This window comes from Streptomyces sp. NPDC043867 (assembly GCF_056435845.1).
Window position 1 is genome coordinate 280,016 of sequence record NZ_JBWKDS010000002.1, and the last position, 20,162, is coordinate 300,177.

Annotated in this window: 15 protein-coding genes; 8 read left to right on the forward strand and 7 right to left on the reverse strand. The window is 70.7% G+C overall.

Annotated features, from left to right (window positions below):
- Nucleotides 1-26: 26 nt before the first annotated feature.
- From AC069T_RS03130 to AC069T_RS03145, 4 genes are all read right to left on the reverse strand, one after another.
- A complete protein-coding gene (locus AC069T_RS03130; RefSeq protein ID WP_478781047.1) occupies nucleotides 27-1,376 on the reverse strand; it encodes a serine hydrolase domain-containing protein in 1,350 nt (449 codons plus the stop codon).
- 99 nt (nucleotides 1,377-1,475) lie between these two features.
- Nucleotides 1,476-2,639 (reverse strand): cytochrome P450, encoded by a 1,164-nt coding sequence (locus tag AC069T_RS03135; protein WP_478781048.1) that lies wholly within the window; start codon nucleotides 2,637-2,639, stop codon nucleotides 1,476-1,478.
- Between the two features lie 1,259 nt (nucleotides 2,640-3,898).
- The gene (locus tag AC069T_RS03140; RefSeq protein WP_478781049.1) at nucleotides 3,899-4,648 is read right to left on the reverse strand and encodes a thioesterase II family protein; all 750 of its coding nucleotides are present in this window, start codon (nucleotides 4,646-4,648) and stop codon (nucleotides 3,899-3,901) included.
- A 347-nt stretch (nucleotides 4,649-4,995) separates the two neighbouring features.
- Nucleotides 4,996-5,985, reverse strand: a complete 990-nt coding sequence (locus AC069T_RS03145) for a LacI family DNA-binding transcriptional regulator (RefSeq protein WP_478781050.1) — start codon at nucleotides 5,983-5,985, stop codon at nucleotides 4,996-4,998.
- 281 nt (nucleotides 5,986-6,266) lie between these two features.
- Here AC069T_RS03145 and AC069T_RS03150 point away from each other — a divergent pair, with 281 nt between their 5' ends.
- The 6 genes from AC069T_RS03150 (at nucleotide 6,267) to AC069T_RS03175 (ending at nucleotide 14,726) form a co-directional block, all read left to right on the forward strand.
- Complete coding sequence (locus tag AC069T_RS03150) at nucleotides 6,267-7,193, forward strand: carbohydrate ABC transporter permease (RefSeq protein ID WP_478781051.1); 927 nt, start codon at nucleotides 6,267-6,269, stop codon at nucleotides 7,191-7,193.
- Nucleotides 7,194-7,198: 5 nt separating this feature from the next.
- The gene (locus AC069T_RS03155; RefSeq protein ID WP_478781052.1) at nucleotides 7,199-8,155 is read left to right on the forward strand and encodes a carbohydrate ABC transporter permease; all 957 of its coding nucleotides are present in this window, start codon (nucleotides 7,199-7,201) and stop codon (nucleotides 8,153-8,155) included.
- Nucleotides 8,156-8,238: 83 nt separating this feature from the next.
- Nucleotides 8,239-9,576, forward strand: a complete 1,338-nt coding sequence (locus tag AC069T_RS03160; protein WP_478781053.1) for an ABC transporter substrate-binding protein — start codon at nucleotides 8,239-8,241, stop codon at nucleotides 9,574-9,576.
- A gap of 50 nt (nucleotides 9,577-9,626) precedes the next feature.
- Complete coding sequence (locus tag AC069T_RS03165; RefSeq protein WP_478781054.1) at nucleotides 9,627-11,687, forward strand: beta-galactosidase; 2,061 nt, start codon at nucleotides 9,627-9,629, stop codon at nucleotides 11,685-11,687.
- Nucleotides 11,688-11,788: 101 nt separating this feature from the next.
- Nucleotides 11,789-13,849: an RICIN domain-containing protein gene (locus AC069T_RS03170; RefSeq protein ID WP_478781055.1), complete on the forward strand. Its 2,061-nt coding sequence runs from the start codon at nucleotides 11,789-11,791 to the stop codon at nucleotides 13,847-13,849.
- 139 nt (nucleotides 13,850-13,988) lie between these two features.
- Nucleotides 13,989-14,726, forward strand: coding sequence for a class I SAM-dependent DNA methyltransferase (locus AC069T_RS03175; protein WP_478781056.1), 738 nt, complete (start codon nucleotides 13,989-13,991; stop codon nucleotides 14,724-14,726).
- A gap of 198 nt (nucleotides 14,727-14,924) precedes the next feature.
- On the opposite strand, the gene AC069T_RS03180 is transcribed toward AC069T_RS03175, so the two are convergent.
- A complete protein-coding gene (locus tag AC069T_RS03180; RefSeq protein ID WP_478781057.1) occupies nucleotides 14,925-15,347 on the reverse strand; it encodes a secondary thiamine-phosphate synthase enzyme YjbQ in 423 nt (140 codons plus the stop codon).
- Nucleotides 15,348-15,640: 293 nt separating this feature from the next.
- On the opposite strand from AC069T_RS03180, the gene AC069T_RS03185 reads away from it, so the two are divergent.
- A complete protein-coding gene (locus tag AC069T_RS03185; protein ID WP_478781058.1) occupies nucleotides 15,641-16,804 on the forward strand; it encodes an NAD(P)-binding domain-containing protein in 1,164 nt (387 codons plus the stop codon).
- A 45-nt stretch (nucleotides 16,805-16,849) separates the two neighbouring features.
- On the opposite strand, the gene mltG is transcribed toward AC069T_RS03185, so the two are convergent.
- Both mltG and AC069T_RS03195 read right to left on the reverse strand, forming a co-directional pair.
- Nucleotides 16,850-17,686 (reverse strand): endolytic transglycosylase MltG, encoded by an 837-nt coding sequence (gene mltG, locus AC069T_RS03190; RefSeq protein WP_478781059.1) that lies wholly within the window; start codon nucleotides 17,684-17,686, stop codon nucleotides 16,850-16,852.
- A gap of 43 nt (nucleotides 17,687-17,729) precedes the next feature.
- Nucleotides 17,730-19,529 carry an ABC transporter ATP-binding protein gene (locus tag AC069T_RS03195; RefSeq protein WP_478781060.1) on the reverse strand — a complete coding sequence of 600 codons (1,800 nt, stop codon included), beginning with the start codon at nucleotides 19,527-19,529 and terminating at the stop codon, nucleotides 17,730-17,732.
- Nucleotides 19,530-19,623: 94 nt separating this feature from the next.
- Between AC069T_RS03195 and AC069T_RS03200 the strand changes: the two genes are divergently transcribed.
- Complete coding sequence (locus AC069T_RS03200) at nucleotides 19,624-20,079, forward strand: MarR family winged helix-turn-helix transcriptional regulator (RefSeq protein ID WP_478781061.1); 456 nt, start codon at nucleotides 19,624-19,626, stop codon at nucleotides 20,077-20,079.
- The last annotated feature ends 83 nt before the right edge of the window (nucleotides 20,080-20,162 follow it).

Consider the following 20,162-nt stretch of genomic DNA (forward strand, 5'->3'; position numbering starts at 1 on the left):
CGAGGACGGGGACGGCGGCTCGGACGTCAGGGGGTGCCGGTGCGGCGGGCCGTGCGTCCGGATATCTGCACGCGGTCGATCACGCCGGTGGCGGGGTCGCGGTGGAACCGCCCGCCGGGCTCGCGCCGCCCGGTGTCCGGGTCGATCAGGTCGCAGGCGAGGTCCGGATAGCAGGCCAGCGGTATGGGGCAGTCGCCGTCGACGGAGAGCGTCGGCACGCCGTCCCCGTCGAGCTTGATCCGGTACTCGGTGCCGCCGTTGCGGTAGGTGCCCGCGGACTCGGGCAGCGGGACGGGCCGGTCGTGGCGCACGCCGGCCGGGGCGGTCGGCACGCGCATCCCGGTGATCCGGGTCAGATCAGCGGCCAGGTCCTGCCACATCGCGGTGGCGCCCTTGGCGTTGCCGGTGAAGGCGATCACCACGCCGCTGTCGGGTTCGGCGCGCAGATGGCACGAGGTGCCCTGGGCGTTCCCGTCGTGCCCGCACCACCAGCGTCCGTCCTGCCGGAACAGCGCGGCGCCGAGGCCCCAGCCGCTCGCCAGGACTCCCGGGTCGGCCGCGGCCTCCCGGCGGCGCATCTGTGCGGCGGCGGCCGGCGGCAGCACGGCGGACCGGCCGACGAGCGCCTTGCCGAGCGCCGCCAGGTCCAGTGCACTCGCCTGCACGGCGCCGGCGGGTGCCTCCAGCGGGGCCAGGTTCTGGTGCGCCGCGCGCACCCGGCCCGAGGCCGTGTTGAGGGCGTGTCCCGCGGCGGCCGGGCGGTCGGAGTAGGTGTCGCCGAGGAAGCAGGGCTCGATGCCCAGGGGGTCCAGGAGCAGCGCCCGGACGGCTTCCTGCCAGCTCATCCCCGTCACCGCTTCCACCAGCCGTCCGGCGGCGACGTAGCCGGCGTTGGAGTACGAGAACGCGGTCCCGGGCGCGAACAGCGCGTCCTCGGCCGTGCACACCGCCGACAGATAGCGCGCCGCGGTGGTGCCGGCGGCGGTGTCCGAGTCGGGTCCGGTGGGCAGGCCCGCGGTGTGACTGAGCAGGTGACGTACGGTCACCTCCGGTAACGCACGCAGCTCCGGGAGGAGCGTGGCGACTTCGTCGTCCGGGGAGAGGTCGCCGTCGTCGGCCAGGAGCATCACGGCGGCAGCGGTGCAGACCTTGGTGACCGAGCCGATCGGGACGGCGGTCTCGGCGGTGAACGGGGCGCCCGTGCCGGCGTCGGCCGTGCCGGTGTGCAGGCTCAGGACGTGCGTCCCGGAGTCGACGACGAGCTGGGCGCCCGGTACCCGGTGCGTGCGGGCGAGGTGTTCCAGGCGGTGTTGCAGTGCTTCACGCACGGGGGACGGTCGGCGGTCGGTGACCAGAGCGGCGGTGGGGTACGGCATGAGAAAGGGACTCCTGATGACTGCGGCCCAGGGAGGGATGACGGACCGGTCCGCGTGGGTGAGCGGTGCGGGCCGGGCCGGGGGACGTCGGCGTTTCGGCTATGGGCGGCTGACTTCGACCGGCAGGTGGCGTACGCCGACGATGACGGCCGGGTTCTGGAAGACGACGTCGTCGTACGACGGGACGTCCAGGGCGCGGAAACGTTCAAGCAGCATGCGCAGCGCGATCCGCGCTTCCAGCCGGGCCAGCGGGGCGCCGAAGCAGAAGTGGATGCCGTGACCGAACGTCAGATGGGGATTGGGAGTTCGGCCGAGGTCGAGGACGTCCGGCGAGGCGAACCGGGCGGGATCGCGGTTCGCCGCGCCGAGGTTGACCATCACCAGCGAGTCGGCGGGGATGTCGTGGCCGCCGAGCACCACGGGCCTGGTGACGCGGCGTCCGAGCTCGGGGAAGGGCGGAAGCCAGCGCAGCACCTCCTCGATGGCGTCCGGGAGCCGGCCGGGGTCGGCGCGCAGCGCGGCGAGCGAACCGGGATGCCGGTCGAAGGTGCCGACGGCGTTGCCCAGCAGGGCCGTCGTGGTGATGTGTCCGGCGACCAGCAGCAGGGCGACGAACCCGACGATCTCCTGGTCCTGCATGCGGACGCCGTCGACCTCGGCGGTGATGAGTTTGCTGGTGAGGTCCTCGCCGGGCCGGGCACGGCGGTTGCGGATGTGCTCCAGGACGTAGCCGTTCATCTCCCGCACGGTGGGGGCGATGGCTTCCAGCGCGCGTTCCAGGTCGGCCATGTCGAGGCTCTCGCCGAGCTGGTCCCCGCTGAACAGGGTGCTCGCCCAGTCCTGGAAGAGCGTGTGGTCCTCGAAGGGTACGCCGAGCAGTTCGGCGATCACGATGATCGGGAGGGGGTAGGCCAGCGTGTCGACCAGATCGAACCGGTCACGGCCGTCCACCGTGTCCAGTAATCGGGTGCAGACGGCCTCGATGCGCGGTTCGAGTCCCTGCACGACGCGCGGGGTGAAGGCCTGGCTCACCAGGGCGCGGAGCTTGCGGTGCTCCGGCGGGTCCATGCCGACGAAGTTGCCCTGCCGGAAGGTGTCGAAGTCCTCCTGGGTGGGGGCGATCGGGGACATGTCCGAGGAGTACGTGGCCTGGTCGGCCAGCACGGCGGCGACCCCCTGGTGGTCGGTGACCTGCCACAGGCCCTGACCCCCGTCGTACCGGACCGGGCCGGCCTCCCGTAAGGCCCGCCACCGGTCGGTCACGACGTCCCAGACTAAAGGGGCCTCCGTCACTAGCTTGCTGGTCACCTTTTCTCCCTCGGGTGTGGGCGTGCAGGCGCGGCGGGGTCACCGTGGAGCGATGGCCGGCCGGCGGCGCGCCCGACTCGTCGGTGCGCGGACCGGCACGCGGCCGTGGCGGACACGCCGACCGCGCGAGGGTGGGACGAAAGCGCTGTGGCATGCGCTCCGCTCATCGGCCGTACGACCGAACTCCCCCCAGCGATCAGCCCGTTGCTCTGTCCGTCACGGACGGCGCGGCCGAAACCCCCCTTGCCCGGCAGTCTGACTGCCGAGCCGTACGGATGTCCTCCGTACGGTCAAAAAAGCCGGTCGGGCAGGGTCAACTCGCCCTCCGCACCCGACGTCGTCCCTGTGCCTGTGCGTGAACGGACGATGGCACCTGCCTTGCGGACCTTGCCGACATCACAGCTCCCCCAGTGCATCTTCCCGCGCAGCTACTGCGCGGGCCCTTCCCAGCTCACACGAACACGTGGCAGGCCCGCAGACACCGGTCGCCCGGGCGGGATGAGTGGATGCGCACACCGACGGATTCTGTCCGCGCCGGACACGGTGCGCACCCCGGAACATCCCTGTCCCGGTCGAACTCGGCCCACAGTCTTCATGGCGAGTCATGTGATAGCAACCCCCAGAAGTTGAACGGAGAGTGCTGGTGACGTCCCGCCCGATGTGACCGCCGAGTAGGTTCACGGGGCCTCATCCACGTGCACGACGGTCCGGCCGGATCGCCGCTTCCGGCGGGTGCCCAGCCGTCCCGATGTCAAACGTCCGACGGCCCCAGGCACCCCCGCTTCTTCGCGGGACGTACGCGCGGGGACGCTCCCACCAGCAGCGCAACCCTCATGACTTTGCGACGAGTTGGGAATCGATGCGGCCCGAAGGCGACGGCGGCCGTCCGCCCGGACCACCCCGGCGGGCACGCCGGACACCGCCTCGGGGCCGTGAGGTGATCGTCCGGAAACGGTCGAGGGCAGCGGACGCGGTGCTTCCACGGCCCGGCGCACGGGGGCGCACGGTCACACCCTGTGCGCGGGCTCGTGCATCCGCCGGTGGCACCTGCTCCTCGCGCCCGACTCCGTGCGGCGGGGACCCCATGGCACCCGACTCGCCGTCGTGGCCTCCCTCAACGCCCGAGGGCCCGCGACGAGTTCGGCAGGATCCGTCCGGGATCCGCCTGCCGCACCGGCCGGATCAGCCGTTGCTCCCCGACCCGCCGTGTGTTGTCATACGCCGGTGTCCCGGCCGCGGGGCCGCTGCGCGGACCGGGCGCAGTCGGCGACCAGCCGGGCCACGGCCTGCCGGTGGTCCGACAGGAAGAAGTGGCCTCCGGGGAAGGACATCTGCCGGAAGTCCTGTGACGTGTGCCGCTTCCAGGCGGCGGCGTCCTCCTGCGGAACGAGCCGGTCCTGCTCGCCGGTGAGACACAGGACCGGCAGGTCCACCATGGTGTGCGTGGCGGGCCGGTACAGGCCGACGGCGCGGTAGTCGTTGCGGATGACCGGAAGCAGCAGCTCCATGAGGTCCGGGCTGCCCGCGATGCCGGAGTCGGTTCCGCCGAGTGCGGCGAGGTGGTCCAGGATCTCCTGGTCCGTGCCGCGGTGCACGTCGTCCCTCAGGTGCACGGACGGGGCGGCGCGCCCGGAGACGACCAGCCGGAACGGCGCGGCCGGGTGCTCGGCGGCCAGCCGGACGGCGGCCTCGAAGGCCACGGTCGCGCCCATGCTGTGGCCGAAGAACACCAGGGGCACGGGGTCGGCGGCGTACCGCCGGAGAGAGGGCACCACCCGGTCCGCGAGTTCCTCGATGGTGCGGACGAACGGCTCACCCATGCGTTCCTGCCGCCCCGGGTACTGGACGGACGAGAGGTCGAAGTCGTCTGGGAAGTGCGGTGCGAACGGCACGAAGAAGGTGGCGGCACCTCCGGCGTGCGGGAAGAACACCACGTGCGCCGCGGGCCGTTCGCCCCTCCGCACCTCCCGGACCCAAGGATCCCTGCCCGTCCTCACCGCGGCCCACCCCTCACTCGACCGACCAGCAGTTCGCCGACGGCGGCCCCGGCAAAACCGCTTGACCACCCGTCACCACCAGCCTACGACGCCCCCAGGTCACCACACCCGGCCCGGGACAGGTGGGGCCCGCTGTCCGGTGAAGGGGTCTCCGGCCGGGGGTGTGCGGGCGGGGTCCCAGACCGGAACGCACGGGGACAGCGACACCTCCGTGTGCGACACGGCCATCCCCCGAGCGAGCCTGGCCCAGAGGTGGAGCAACTGCCCAGTCGTCCTCCACCGGCGATCCGGCAGCCATCCGGTCCGCCCCTCCCCTACCGCTGACGGCACGGCGCCGTGCTGGCCCGCACGACCAGCTCGGTCGGCACGAGCGTGGTGCCGTGCTCCGTCCCCTCGTGGCGCATCCGACGCAGGACTCCCTCGACGCACAGGCGTCCCACTTCCGCGAAGTCCTGGTGGACCGTGGTCAGGGGAGGCAGGAAGGAGCTCGCCTCGGGGATGTCGTCGAAGCCGATGACGCTGACGTCGTCGGGGATCTTCCGGCCGCGCTCGTGCAGGGCGCGCAACAGCCCCAGTGCCATCTGGTCGTTGGCGGCGAACACCGCCGTACAGGCTTCCTCGTCGGCGAGCGCGAGCCCCGCGCGGTAACCGGACTCCGCCGACCAGTCACCCCGTACGACGGGCGGCACGAAACGGCCGGCCTCGGTGAGTTCGGCACGCCAGGCGTCGGCACGGCGCTGTGCCGCGTAGGACTCCTCGGGCCCCGCGAGGTGCCAGACCGAGCGATGCCCGAGGTCCAGCAGGTGCCGGACGGCCGCCCGCGCTCCCCCGGCCTGGTCGGTGTCGACCACGGAGTAGCGGTCACCGGCGTCCGAGTCGGCGACGACGACCTGCACATGGGGCGGCAGGGAGATGGTCGCCGTGTCGAGCAGGTGCACCTCCATGATGGCGATGACCGCGTCGACGGCCAGCTCACCGAGGCGGGAGAAGGCGCCGCGCACCTCGTCCTGGGTGGGGACGGCGACGGGCAGCAGCGTGACGGCGTACCCCTTCTGCGCCGCGGAGGTGGCGATCGCCTCCAGCGTGCGCATGTTGCCGGTGGTGGAGAGGTTGAAGGTGATGACACCGATGGTGCGGAACTCGCCGCGTTTGAGGGCGCGGGCGGCACTGTTGGGCCGGTAGCCCAGCTCCTTCATGGCCGACAGCACCTGCCGCCGCGTCTCCTCGTTGACGCCCGCGTAGCCGTTGGACACCCGGGAGACCGTCTGGGAGGAGACGCCGGCCAGCCGGGCCACGTCCGCCATGGAGGCGCTCTGGGAACGGCGTGCGGCCCGTTTCCCCCTGCGCTCGCGAGCCCGTTCCGCAGGTGCCGAGGCGCTGTCCGCCGTGTCCACTCGTCTCCCTTGCTGCCCGGGCCGCCGTTTGCGAGGCGACCCTTGACCACCGACCTGGGGGCAGTGTAGACATTCCGCCATCAGATGTTTACGTAAACATAACAGCCCGGAACTCCTTGCGGCGCCTCATGTTTGCGCAAACATCGCGGCGGTCCACGACGCCGGTTCCAGATGGACGAGCGAGGAACGACATGACGACGCTGCAACCTCCCGCGACCGTGCGCAGGCATCCGGAGCGGCCTCCGGCGAAACAGGACCGGCGCTCCTGGGCGGGGTGGGGGTTCATCGGCCCCTTCGCGGTGGTCTTCGCCTTCGTCTTCCTCGCGCCGATCGGCTACTCCGTCTATCTGAGCCTCTTCCGGGACCAGCTCATCGGCGGCACGACCTTCGTGGGCCTGGACAACTACCAACAGGCCCTGCAGGACGACCAGTTCTGGTCCTCGCTGGCGCGGGTGTCACTGTTCCTGCTGGTCCAGGTGCCGATCATGCTGGGTATCGCCCTGTTCGTGGCGCTGGCCCTGGACAGCGGGCGGCTCTACGGCAAGGACTTCTTCCGCATCTCGATCTTCCTGCCGTACGCGGTGCCCGCCGTCGTCGCCACCCTCATGTGGGGCTTCATGTACGGCACCCAGTACGGACTGGTGGGTGACATCGACGAGGCGTTCGGCGTCACCCTGCCCGACCCGCTCTCCAGCGGCCTGGTCCTGGCGTCCATCGGCAACATCGTCACCTGGGAGTTCGTCGGCTACAACATGCTGATCTTCTACTCCGCGCTGCGGGTCATCCCGGACTCGCTCTACGAGGCGGCGGAGATCGACGGCGCCGGACAGATCCGCGTCATCACCGCCATCAAACTCCCCGCGATCCGCGGCGCCCTCGTCATCGCCACGATCTTCTCGATCATCGGCAGCTTCCAGCTCTTCAACGAGCCGAACATCCTGCGGCCGCTGGCGCGCAACGCGATCACGACGGACTACACCCCGAACTTCTTCACCTACTCGCTGTCCTTCAACGGCCAGCAGCACAACTACTCCGCGGCGGTCGCCATCATCATGGGCCTGATCACGATGGTCATCGCCTATGTCGTGCAGCTTCGCGGCATGCGCAAGGGAGCGTGACCCCGATGAGCAGCACGAGCAGCCCGGCCACCACCGTCTCCCCCGCCGCGTCCGCCCCGCCGACCGGCGCGGCCCGGAGCGTGCCCCGTCTGCGCAGGCGCGCCGCCCACGTCCCCGGGCGCCCCAGGCGCAGCCTCCTGCTGACCGGCCTCACCAGCCTGGTCCTCGTCTACACCGTGGTACCGCTGGTGTGGCTGCTGATCAGCGCCACCAAGACGCAGGAGGGCCTCGCCGACTCGTCAGGCCTGTGGTTCGCCGACGACTTCGCGCTCTGGGACAACATCAGCCAGACGTTCACGTACCACGACGGCATCTTCGGGCGCTGGCTCCTCAACACCCTGCTGTACGTCGTGCTCGGGGCCGGCGGTGCCACCCTCCTGGCGATCCTCGGCGGCTACGCGCTGGCCAAGTTCGACTTCCCCGGCAAGCGCGGCGTCTTCGCCGTGGTCATCGGCGCCGTCGCCGTCCCGGGCACCGCCCTGGCGGTGCCGACCTTCCTGATGTTCAGCAAGATCGGCCTGACCGACACCCCGTGGGCGGTGATCATCCCCTCCCTGATCTCGCCCTTCGGCCTGTACCTGATGTGGGTGTTCGCGACCGAGGCCATCCCCGTCGAACTGCTGGAAGCGGCCCGCATCGACGGGGCGGGCGAGGTGCGCACCTTCTTCCGGGTCGCCCTGCCGCTGCTCGCTCCCGGCATCGTGACCGTGCTGCTGTTCACCACGGTCGCGACCTGGAACAACTACTTCCTCCCGCTGATCATGCTCAAGGATCCCGAGTGGTATCCCCTCACCCTCGGTCTGAGCGCCTGGAACTCCCAGGCCGAGACGATCGGCGGCGACGTGATCCGCAATCTCGTGATCACCGGTTCGCTGCTCACCATCGTGCCGCTGATCGCGGCGTTCCTGCTGCTGCAGAAGTACTGGCAGTCCGGCCTCGCCGCCGGAAGCGTCAAGGAATGACCCGCTCCCGAACCGCCACCCCCCTCAGTCCCGCCTCCCCTCTGTCCCGCCCGTCCCGCCCACGAAGAAGTGGAAGCACCTCCATGCGCAGAACGACCGGCCGCCTGATGCGCGGCCTCGCCGTCCTCTCCGTCCTCGCCCTCGGCGCGACCGCCTGCGGCGGCTCCGACGACGACGGCGCCGGCCAGAAGCCGGTCTCCGCCGACGACGTCCGGGCTGCCCTCAAGAAGGGCGGCACGGTGACGGTCTGGGCCTGGGAGCCCACGCTGAAGACGGTCGCCGCCGACTTCCAGAAGAAGTACCCCAAGGTCAAGATCAACCTGGTCGGCGAACGGTCGGGCGACAAGCACTACACCGCCCTGTCGAACGTGATCTCGGCCGAGAAGGGCGTCCCGGACGTCGCCCAGGTCGAGTACTTCGCGCTGGGCCAGTACTCCCTCACCAAGGGCCTGACCGATCTCGCCCCCTTCGGCGCGGACAAGCTCGCCGACAAGTACACCCCCGGCCCGTGGAACGCCGTGAGCGACGGAGACAAGGTCTACGGGCTGCCCATGGACTCCGGGCCCATGGCGCTCTACTACAACAAGAAGATCTTCGACAAGTACAAGATCGAGGTGCCGACCACCTGGGACGAGTACCTCGAGGCGGCCCGCAAGCTGCACAAGGCCGACCCGAAGGTCTACATCGCCAACGACGCCGGTGACGCGGGCTTCACCACCAGCATGCTGTGGCAGGCCGGTTCGCGCCCCTACAAGGTCGACGGCACCAAGGTGAAGGTCGACTTCTCCGACGCGGGCGCCAAGAAATACGCCGACACCTGGCAGAAGCTGATCGACGAGAAGCTCCTCGCGCCGATCAACGGCTGGACCGACGACTGGTACAAGGGCCTGGGCAACGGCACCATCGCCACCCTCGCCAGCGGTGCCTGGATGCCCGCCAACTTCGTCACCGGCGTCCCGAAGGCCTCCGGTGACTGGCGTGCCGCGCCCCTGCCGGCCTGGACCAAGGGTGACAAGGCGAGCGCGGAGAACGGTGGCAGCTCCCTGGCCCTGCCCGCGCTGGGCAAGAACAAGGAACTCGCTTACGCCTTCGTCGAGTACGCGAACTCCGGTGCCGGTGTGCAGAGCCGTGTCAAGGAGGGCGCCTTCCCGGCGACGGAGGCCGAGCTGCGGTCCGAGGAGTTCCGCAACACCGAGTTCGCGTACTTCGGCGGCCAGAAGGCCAACCAGGTCTTCGCGGACTCCGCCGCCAACGTCGCGGACGACTGGTCGTACCTGCCGTTCCAGCAGTACGCCAACTCGATCTTCAACGACACCGTCGGCAAGGCCTATCTCGGCAGCACCAAGCTCGCCGACGGCCTGAAGTCCTGGCAGGACGCCTCCGTCAAGTACGGCAAGGAGCAGGGCTTCACCGTCGAGTAGCCGACGCGAGCCCCCCACGCCGCTCCCAGCGAGACACCGGAAGGACCACCATGATCTCCACCCTCCTGTCCCGGCTTCAGCACGGGCCGGACGGTGACGCCACCCCACGCCTCGCGTACGGCGCCGACTACAACCCCGAGCAGTGGCCGCGCGAGGTGTGGGAGGACGACATCCGGCTGATGCGCGAGGCCGGCGTCAACATCGTCTCCGTGGGGATCTTCTCCTGGGCCCGCATCCAGCCGGCCCGGGACGAGTGGGACTTCACCTGGCTCGACGAGATCATGGACCTGCTGCACGCGGGCGGCATCGGGGTCGACCTCGCCACCGCCACCGCCTCCCCGCCGCCCTGGCTCACCACGGCACACCCGGAGATCCTCCCGGTGACCGCCTCGGGTGAGACGGTGTGGCCGGGGGCGCGGCAGCACTGGCGTCCCACGTCACCGGTCTTCCGCGAGCACGCGCTGCGTCTGGTGCGCACGATGGCGGGCCGGTACGCGGACCATCCGGCGCTGGTGGCCTGGCACGTCTCCAACGAGCTGGGCTGCCACAACGTCTACGACTACTCGGACGACGCCGCGCGCGCCTTCCGCGACTGGCTGCGCGCCCGCTACACCACGCTGGACACCCTCAACCACGCCTGGGGCACGGCCTTCTGGTCGCAGAGGTACAGCGACTGGGAGCAGATCCTGCCGCCCCGGCTGGCCGCCTCCCACCCCAACCCGACCCAGCAGCTGGACTTCAAGCGCTTCTCCTCCGACGCGCTGAAGGAGTACCTGCGCGCGGAGCGGGAGGTACTGCGCGAACTGACCCCGGACGTGCCGGTCACCACGAACTTCATGGTGATGGGCGGCACCAAGGGCATGAACTACGCGGACTGGGCCGGTGAGATCGACTTCGTCTCCAACGACCACTACGTGGTGCCCGGCCCACAGGACCGCGACGAGCTGTCCTTCTCCGCCAACCTGGTCAGCGGTATCGCCAAGGGCCGCCCCTGGTTCCTGATGGAGCACTCCACCAGCGCCGTCAACTGGCAGCCCGTCAACGTGGCGAAGCGGCCCGGCGAGCTGGCCCGCGACTCGCTGGTGCACGTCGCGCACGGCGCCGACGCCGTCTGCTTCTTCCAGTGGCGGCAGTCGGCGGCGGGCGCCGAGAAGTACCACTCGGCGATGGTGCCCCACGCCGGACCCGACAGCGAGCTCTTCCGCGCGGTGACCGAACTCGGCCGCACCCTGCGGACGCTGGCGGAGGTCGCCGGCACCGAGCGCGAGCCCGCCCGGGTCGGGATCGTCTTCGACTGGGAGTCGTGGTGGGCGAGTGAGCAGGACTCCCACCCGACCTCCCGCCTCGACTACCGCCAGGAGGCCCTCGACTGGTACTCCGCCCTGCTCGCGCTCGGCGTCCGCGCCGACGTCGTCACCGCGCAGGCCGACCTGGACCGGTACGAGCTGCTGATCGCGCCCGTGCTGCACATGGTCCCCGCCGCGCTGGCCAAGGACCTCACCCGGTACGTCGAGCAGGGCGGCCACCTGGTCACCACGTACTTCTCCGGTGTCGTCGACGAGAACGACCACGTATGGCTCGGCGGTTACCCGGGCGCCCTGCGCGAGCTGCTCGGCATCCGGGTGGAGGAGTTCGGCCCGCTGCTGGACGGCGACACCGTCGACCTGGACCTGGACGGTGTTGCGACCGGCACCCTGTGGACCGACCGGATCACCGTCACCGAACCCGGCGTGGAGGTGCTGGGCCACTACCGCAGCGGCCCGTACGCGGGCCTGCCCGCCGTCACCCGCCGCACAGTGGACCGGGGTTCGGCCGCGTACGTGTCCACCCGGCTGGGCGTGGACGGCCTGACCGGACTGCTGCCGAGGCTGCTCGCCGCGGCCTCCGTCACCGCCGAACTCCCCGAGGCGGCACGGGGAGACGTCGAACTGATCGTGCGCCGCGACGCCGACAACCGCTATCTGTTCCTGGTCAACAGGACCGACGAGACGGTCCCGCTGGCCGGACTCGCCGGGGACCTCCTGATCGGCCGGAAGGACGCCGACGGCGCGCTCCTCCTGCCACCCCGGGACGTCGCCGTCCTGCGCCGGCCCGCCCATCGACACCCCTGAGTCGCGCCTGATCCACGCCTGATTCGAGGGTCACACCGTCGTGCCCCGTGACGGGGCACGACGGCCCACCGCAGCGACCGCAGACGAGTTGGGAGCACACGTTGGCACGCCGTACCCGCACACGACGGCTTCTGGGACCCCTCGGGGTCACCGCTCTGACCCTCGGGGCGACCCTGGTCACCGCACCACCGACGCACGCGGAGCCGGTGGCCTCGGCCGTCACCGTCTCCCCCGACCCCTCGTACAAGGCGCCGGGCTTCGAGGGCTGGGGCACCAGCCTGGTCTGGTTCGCCAACGCCACCGGCGACTACCCGCCGGAGATCCGCGAGAGGCTCGCCGCCCTGCTCTTCGGGGACGACGGCCTCGCCCTCAACATCGCCCGGTACAACATAGGCGGCGGCAACGCCCCCGACGTCGAGGACTACCTCCGCGCGGGAGGGGCCGTCGAGGGCTGGTGGAAGGCTCCGGCGGGCACCACCCGCGAGGACACCGGCTGGTGGAGCGCCGAGGACGCGGCCGACTGGAACCCGGAGGCCGACGCCACGCAGCGCTGGTGGGTGGACCGCATCAAGAAGGACATCGACCACTGGGAGACGTTCAGCAACTCGCCCCCGTGGTTCATGACCAACAGCGGGTACGTCTCCGGCGGTTTCGACGCCGACGCGGACCAGCTGAAAGCCGACTCCGTCGACGACTTCGCCGCGTATCTGGCGGGCGCGACCAAGCGGCTGGAGAAGGCACACGGCATCAAGGTCGACACGCTGGACCCGTTCAACGAACCCGGCACGGGTTACTGGAGCACGCGCCTGGGGGCCGACGGACGGCCGGTCGGCGGTCGTCAGGAAGGCGCCCACATCGGTCCGGAACTCCAGCAGAAGGTGATCAAGGCGCTGGCCCCCGCCCTGAGGAAGGCGAAGACCGGCACGGAGATCTCGGCGATGGACGAGACCAACCCGAGCGTGTTCACGCAGAACTGGAACACCTACCCCGAGGACGTGCGCGACCTCGTCGGGCAGATGAACGTCCACACCTACGGAACCGGCGGCCGTACCGGCGTCCGCGACCTGGCCAAGGCGGCGGACAAGCCGCTGTGGATGAGCGAGGTCGAGGGCGACTGGGGCGACGGGCAGAGCTTCACGGACATGCGGCCCGGGCTCGGTCTCGCCCAGCAGATGGTCGACGACCTGCGGGAACTCGAGCCCCGGGCCTGGGTGTTCTGGCAGCCCGTCGAGGACCACGACAACATGAAACCCGGCGGCGAGTCGGCCAGGGGCGGCAACTGGGGCAGCATCCAGCTCCCCTTCAGCTGCACGTCCGCGGACACCCTGGCCACCTGCCCGGTCCGCACGAACACGAAGTTCGACACCGCGCGCAACTTCACCCACTACATCAAGCCCGGAGACCGGCTGATCAAGACAGACGACACGTCGAGTGCCGCGGCGGTCGCCAGGAAGGGCGACGCGGCGACGGTCGTCCACGTCAACAGGAGCGCCGACGCCCGAGCGGTGACGCTCGACCTCTCCAGGTTCGGCCGCGTCGCACGCGACGCGACCGTGACACCCGTGGTGACGAGCGCCGGAGGCAAACTCGACCGAGGAGCCCCCGTCAGGGTCACCGGCGGACGGGCCACCCTGACCGTGCCCGCCCAGTCCGTGACGTCCTTCCTCGTCAAGGGTGTCTCCGGCGTCGCGAGGGACGCCGCGCTCGCGCAGCCGGGTCACACCTACCGGCTGACCGGCGTGCAGAGCGGCAAGACGCTCACGGTCGCGGAGGACGGCACCAGGCTCGTCATCAGGTCCGCGGGCACGGACACGGGCACGGGCAGCGGCGGGCAGCAGTGGCAGCTGCGCCGCACCGGCCGCGAGACCGGCAGCCTCCAGCGGTACGTCCTCACCAGCCCCGCGGAGGGCAAGCGGCTGGCCGTGCGCGACGGTGCCCCGGTCCTGGAGACGGACAGCCGCCGGAGCGACAACGCGAGCCGCTGGATCCTGTCGACGACCGGTGACGGCACCTGGACCCTGGTCAACGCCGCCACCGGCCGGCTGCTCGAAGTGGGCGGCCAGGCCACCTCGGAAGGCGCCGCCGTCACGGTCTGGGCCCCGAACTCCGGCTCCAACCAGCGGTGGAAGATCTCCGACGTGACCGGCGGCACCGACTCGTAGACCCGGCGGAACCACCGCCCCGCATGCCTCCGCACCCGCGACGGACAGGGGGCGGAGGCATGCGTGACAGTCACACCGCCACCCGCGCGGCCCTTAATCGGTCGACAGAGGTGCGAAGCGCCGGGCAGGGTGGCTGATCGTGACGAGCAGCGAAGTGTGGAGCCGAGCGACCGCCGAACGCTACGACGCCGAGGAGGGCGAGCGGACCTCGGCTGCCTTTCTCGCCCCCGCCCTGGACTTCCTCGCCGAACTGGCGGGCGACGGACGGGCGCTGGAGTTCGCGATCGGAACCGGACGCGTGGGCGTCCCCCTCCGCGCACGCGGAATTCCGGTGGCGGGCATCGAGCTGTCCGAGCACATGACGGCGGTCCTGCGGCGCAAGGCCGACGAGGACACGCTTCCGGTCACCCTCGGGGACATGACCACGGCCCGCGTACCCGGCGAGTTCACCCTGGTCTATCTCGTCTACAACACCATCTCGAACCTGCTCACCCAGGACGAGCAGGTCGAGTGCTTCCAGAACGCCGCGCGCCACCTCGCCCCCGGCGGGCGTTTCGTCGTCGAACTGGGCGTACCCCCGCTGCGGTTCCTGCCGCCCGGGCAGACCGCGGTGCCCTTCGACGTCTCGGACGGCCACCTCGGCTTCGACACCTTCGACCTGGTCGGGCAGATCCTCGTCTCGCACCACCTCACCCGGGACGGCGACGACGGCCGCTATCGCCGCGACGCGTCCCGGCACCGGTACGCCTGGCCCGCCGAACTCGACCTGATGGCCCGGATCGCGGGCCTCACGCCGGAACGCCGCGTCGCGGACTGGGACGGGTCGCCCTTCACCCAGGATTCACCGCGCCACATCTCGGTGTGGCGCAAGCCGTGAGTCCTTGCCACGACGCCACACCGCGCCGCACGGCCCGGCACCACCGGCCCCTCCACTGACGGGAGCCGGGCGCCGTACGGCAGCTCCTGAGGGCAGCGGATACGACGGCCGACGGCCCGCCCGTGAAAGCCGCCATCCACGCGGTCAGCGGCTTCGAGGAGGCGCCGGACGCCTCGCCTGCTACCCGAGCTACCCGAGCTACCCGAGGAACGACAGCCGTACCTTCCGGTCGGTGTTGTCCTTGTTCGTGTCGACCAGGCACACCGACTGCCACGTCCCCAGCTCCAGCCGCCCGGCGATCACCGGCAGGGTGGCGTGCGGCGGGACGATGGCCGGGAGCACGTGGTCGCGGCCGTGGCCCGGGCTGCCGTGCCGGTGCTGCCAGCGGTCGTCGGCGGGCAGCAGCGTATGCAGGGCGGCGAGGAGGTCGTCGTCGCTGCCGGCGCCGGTCTCGATGACGGCGACGCCGGCGGTGGCGTGCGGGACGAAGACGTTCAGCAGGCCGTCACGGCCGGCCGCCACCTCGTTCAGGAAGGCCTCGCAGTCGCGGGTGAGATCGACCACGTTCTCGGACGAGCCGGAGGCGATGTTCAGGACACGCGTGGTGAAGGCATCGGACATGACCCCATCCTGACCCATGGGCCGGGTTTCACACCCGCCCTGCCGTCCGTTGGGTGATACGCCGGGTCCATTCCGCGAGACACCGTTTGCCCTGTCCGGACACCGGACTGCCGTACGAGGTCGCTCTCGCGTCGGTGAGGCGCACCAACGCCTCCGCGTCCCGGTGGCCGTCGACGAGGACCTGCCGGCGCCGACCACCGCGCCCCGCGTCACCAAGGAGTCGTGAGCACGGCCGCGCCGCTGTGATCCGTCGGCCGGGGAAGAAAACGGACCCCGGTCCGGTTGGCAGAGGCGTGAACAGCATCGGGGCAGCAGCACGCGAGGTCGACGTGGTCGTCATAGGCGCCGGGCAGGCGGGCCTCTCCAGCGCCTATCACCTGCGGCGCACCGGATCCGAGCCGAAGCGCGACCTCGTGGAGCACGACTTCGTGGAGCACGACTTCGTGGAGCACGACCTGGTGGGGCGCGACGTCACGGAGCACGACTTCGTGGTGCTGGACCACGCACCGCAGGCCGGTGGTGCCTGGCAGTTCCGCTGGCCGTCGCTGACGTACGGCAAGGTGCACGGAATGCACTCCCTGCCGGGCCTGGAGCTGACGGACGCGGACCCCGAGCGCCCGTCCTCCGAGGTCATCGCGGAGTACTTCGCCACCTACGAGCGCACGTTCGATCTACGGGTACGGCGGCCGGTCGACGTCCACGCGGTCCGCGAGGGCGGGGCCGGGCGGCTACTTGTCGAGACGTCGGCCGGTACGTGGTCGACGCGGGCTCTGATCAACGCGACGGGGACCTGGGACCGGCCGTTCTGGCCGCACTGTCCGGGCCAGGAGACCTTCCGAGGGCGCCAGCTGCACACCGCGCAGTACCGGGGACCGGAGGAGTTCGCCGGACTGCGGGTCGTCGTCGTGGGCGGCGGAGCCTCCGGCACCCAGCACCTCATGGAGATCGCCCCGTACGCGGCCGGGACGACCTGGGTGACCCGGCGGCCCCCCGTCTTCCGGGAGGGCCCCTTCAATGAGGACGTGGGCCGGGCCGCGGTTGCCCTCGTGGAGGAGCGGGTCCGGCGGGGGCTGCCGCCGCAAAGCGTGGTGTCGGTGACGGGACTGCCCCTGAACGACGCGATCCGGCAGGCTCGCGCGGACGGTGTCCTGGACCGGCTCCCCATGTTCGACCGGATCACCCCGGACGGCGTGGCCTGGGACGACGGGCGGCACGTGGACGCCGACGTCATCCTGTGGGCCACCGGATTCCGGGCGGCGATCGACCACCTGGCTCCGCTGCGACTGCGTGAGCCGGGCGGCGGCATCCGGTTGGAGGGCACCCGGGCGGCCGCCGATCCGCGTGTCCACCTGGTCGGCTACGGCCCTTCGGCCAGCACGATCGGTGCCAACCGGGCCGGTCGCTCGGCGGTACGGGACATCAGGAGGCTGCTGGCGGAGGTGCCGGCCACCGCGTGACGCCCCGTCGGTCCCTGGTGCGGACGGGCACGACGTGCCGGCCGGTCAGTGCGCGGGCGAGGCACTCTTCCGGTTCCGGTTGAACTCGGCGACGTTCCTCCGGTGCTCCTCGTAGCCTGCCGTGAAACGGGTGTCGCCCGGCTTGACGGTGACGAAGTACAGCCAGTCGCCCGGGGTGGGGTTGATCGCCGCGCGCATCGCCTCCTCACCGGGGTTGGCGATCGGCGTCGGCGGCAGGCCCATGCGCTGGTACGAGTTGTACGGGTTGTCGAGCTTGGTGTCCTTCTCGGTGGTGGTCAGGCTGCTGCGGTTCAGCGCGTAGTTGATGGTGGAGTCCATCTGCAGCGGCATTCCGCGCTCCAGCCGGTTGAAGATGACCCGGGCCACCTTGCCCATGTCCTCCTTGGTGGCGGCCTCCGCCTGGATGATGCTCGCGATCGTGACCGCCTGATAGACGTTCATCGCGTTGCGCTGCGCTCCCGCCGTGATCTGGCCGCCGTTGAACTTCTTGTTCGCGGTGGCGACCATGTACGACAGCAGCGACTCCGGGGTGGCCTTCTTGTCGAGCGGATACGTGGCCGGGAAGAGATAACCCTCCGGGTTGCCCTCCGCGTCGTTCGGCAGCTTCAGGCCGGCCTTGCCCAGGGACTTCTTCGTACTGCCCGCCGGCAGTCGGAGCGCCCTGTCCACGGCGTCGTAGACCTGGCCCGCTCGCCAGCCCTCCGGGATCACCAGGGACGCGGGCCGCTCGTCCTCGTCCTCCGTGGTCAGCAGCGGCACCGCCACGGCGGTGGCCGCGACGACGGCTCCGGTCGCGATGAGGGCGATCCGGCCCCGGCGCGTCAGTCGAATCGTGCTCCGTGGCGGAGTGTTGGTCTGCATGGGGGCACGGTAACCCGCTAAAGCCTACAAACCCGACATATCTTTATCTTGTCGGCTCCAGTTGAGCGTCTCGGCGGACCAGGGCGGCATAGCGGCCGTCGCGCTTCAGCAGCTCTTCGTGCGTGCCCCGTTCGGCCGTGCGCCCGGAGTCCAGGACCACGATCTGGTCTGCGCCCCGGATGGTGGACAGCCGGTGCGCGATGGTGAGCGTGGTCCGGTTGGCCGACAGCGCGTCGATGGCCTCCTGGACGGCACGCTCGGTGCGGGTGTCCAGGGCGCTGGTCGCCTCGTCGAGGATGAGCACGGGCGGGTCGCGCAGGATCGTGCGGGCGATGGCCAGGCGCTGCTTCTCACCCCCGGAGAACCGGTGCCCCCGCTCCCCCACGACGGTGTCGTACCCGTCGGGCAGGGAGGCGATGTGCTCGTGGATCTGGGCCGCCCGGGCCGCCGCGTACAGCTCCTCGTCGGTGGCGTCCGGCTTGGCGAAGCGGAGGTTGTCGGCGACCGACGCGTGGAACAGGTACGTCTCCTGGGAGACGACGCCGACCGCGCGGGCGAGCGTGTCGAAGTCCAGGTCGCGCACGTCGACCCCGTCGAGGGTGACGCGCCCGCCCGTGACGTCGTACAGCCGCGGCACCAGACAGCTGAGCGTGGACTTGCCGGATCCGGTGGGGCCGACGACCGCGAGACTGCCGCCCGCGGGGACGGTGATGTCGATGCCCTCGAGGACGGGGCCGCCCTTGCCGTCGTAGCGGAACTCGACGTCCTCGAAGCGGATCTCGCCCTTGACCTGGTCGAGGTGGACCGGCCGCTCGGGCTCGGTGATGTCGATGGGCAGGTCGAGGTACTCGAAGATGCGCTGGAACAGGGCGAGCGAGGTCTGTATCTGGACTCCCGTCGACAGCAGGCTCACCGTCGGACGGAACAGGCCCTGCTGGAGCGAGACGAACGCGACGAGCGTGCCGATCGAGATGGCCGGTCCGCCGAACTGGAAGGCGATGCCCGCGGTCCAGTAGATGACGGCGGGCATGGCGGCCATGACGATGGTGATGACGGCCATGCGCCAGCGGCCCGCCATGTTCGACCTCACCTCGAGGTCGACCAGGCTTTCGGACTCGTCCGCGAAGGACCGCGTGAGCGAGTCGGCGCGGCCCATGGTGCGGCCGAGGAGGATGCCGCTGACGGACAGCGACTCGGTGACGGTGGCGGCCATCGTGGCCATCTGCTTCTGGCGCTGCGTCGCGATCTTCTTGCGCTCCCGGCCGACCCGGCGGCTGATCCAGACGAAGACCGGCAGCAGGAGCAGCGAGACGACGGTGAGCCGCCAGTCCAGCGCGATCATCGCGGCGATCGTGGCGACGACGCTCGTGAGGTTGGAGACCAGCGAGGTGGCGGTGGAGGTGACCGTCGCCTGCATGCCGCCGATGTCGTTGGCGATGCGGGACTGGACCTCTCCGGTGCGGGTGCGGGTGAAGAACGCGAGCGACATGTGCTGCAACCGCCCGTAGACGGCGGTGCGCAGATCGTGCATGACCCGCTGGCCTACCGTCGTGGAGATCAGTGTCTGCAGCACGCCGAAGACGCTGGTGACGACCGCGCTGAGGATCATGCCGAGCGCGAGCAGGCTCAGCAGGCCGGTGCGGCCCTCGGGGATCGCGACGTCCAGGATCTCCCGCAGCAGGAAGGGCGTGGCGACGGAGACCAGGGACGCGGCGCCGACCAGCAGGCCGACGACGGCAAGACGCCCGCGGTAGGGGCGGAACAACTTCAGGATGCGGCGCACCTGACGCGGCTGTTCGGCCTCGGCGGGTGGCGGGGTCCAGGTGGGGTGATCGGGACGCATGGGCTCCTACGGGAGGTGAGGCGACGACGATTGACGGAGCATAGCTCATTGTTACCTATACTCACAATGAGCGGCATCCTGATATTGTTCCCGCATGACCACCCCCGATGCCGACGGCCTGCTCGCCGAGCAGCTGCTGCGGCTGACCCGCCGCGTGCACCGCATCCAGAAGCGCCATCTGGAGCAGCGCGCCCTGGGGATCACGCCGGCCCAGTCGCGGCTGCTGCGCACCCTGGCGCACTACGGCTCGCCGCCCCGCATGGCCGATCTGGCCGAGCGCCTGGAGGTGGTACCCCGTGCTGTGACAACCCTGGTCGACGGCCTGGAAGCGAACGGCAAAGTGCGCCGGGTGCCCGATCCCACCAACCGCCGCGTGATCCGGATCGAGGTCACGGACGAGGGGCGCAAGGCGCTGCGGGAGCTGCGCGGCGCGCGCCGCTCGGCGGCCGAGGAGATCCTGGCCCCGTTGACGGACGAGCAGCGGGAGGTGCTCGGCGGACTTCTGGACACCCTGGTCGACGGCACCCCGATTCCGGAGCGGCCCTGCTGACCGCGCGCAAGGGGGCGTGCGAGGCCTGCGCGGCCCGTCCCGATGCGTGCGACCGGCGCCGGGGACGGGCCTCTCGGTTGTTC

Bases quoted from the DNA above. Each gene is read 5' to 3' on its own strand.
- AC069T_RS03130 (WP_478781047.1), bottom strand. From the start codon at position 1,376: ATGCCGTACCCCACCGCCGCTCTGGTCACCGACCGCCGACCGTCCCCC.
- AC069T_RS03150 (WP_478781051.1), top strand. From the start codon at position 6,267: ATGACGACGCTGCAACCTCCCGCGACCGTGCGCAGGCATCCGGAGCGG.
- mltG (WP_478781059.1), bottom strand. From the start codon at position 17,686: ATGCAGACCAACACTCCGCCACGGAGCACGATTCGACTGACGCGCCGG.
- AC069T_RS03180 (WP_478781057.1), bottom strand. From the start codon at position 15,347: ATGTCCGATGCCTTCACCACGCGTGTCCTGAACATCGCCTCCGGCTCG.
- AC069T_RS03155 (WP_478781052.1), top strand. From the start codon at position 7,199: ATGAGCAGCACGAGCAGCCCGGCCACCACCGTCTCCCCCGCCGCGTCC.
- AC069T_RS03160 (WP_478781053.1), top strand. From the start codon at position 8,239: ATGCGCAGAACGACCGGCCGCCTGATGCGCGGCCTCGCCGTCCTCTCC.
- AC069T_RS03165 (WP_478781054.1), top strand. From the start codon at position 9,627: ATGATCTCCACCCTCCTGTCCCGGCTTCAGCACGGGCCGGACGGTGAC.
- AC069T_RS03145 (WP_478781050.1), bottom strand. From the start codon at position 5,985: ATGGCGGACGTGGCCCGGCTGGCCGGCGTCTCCTCCCAGACGGTCTCC.
- AC069T_RS03200 (WP_478781061.1), top strand. From the start codon at position 19,624: ATGACCACCCCCGATGCCGACGGCCTGCTCGCCGAGCAGCTGCTGCGG.
- AC069T_RS03195 (WP_478781060.1), bottom strand. From the start codon at position 19,529: ATGCGTCCCGATCACCCCACCTGGACCCCGCCACCCGCCGAGGCCGAA.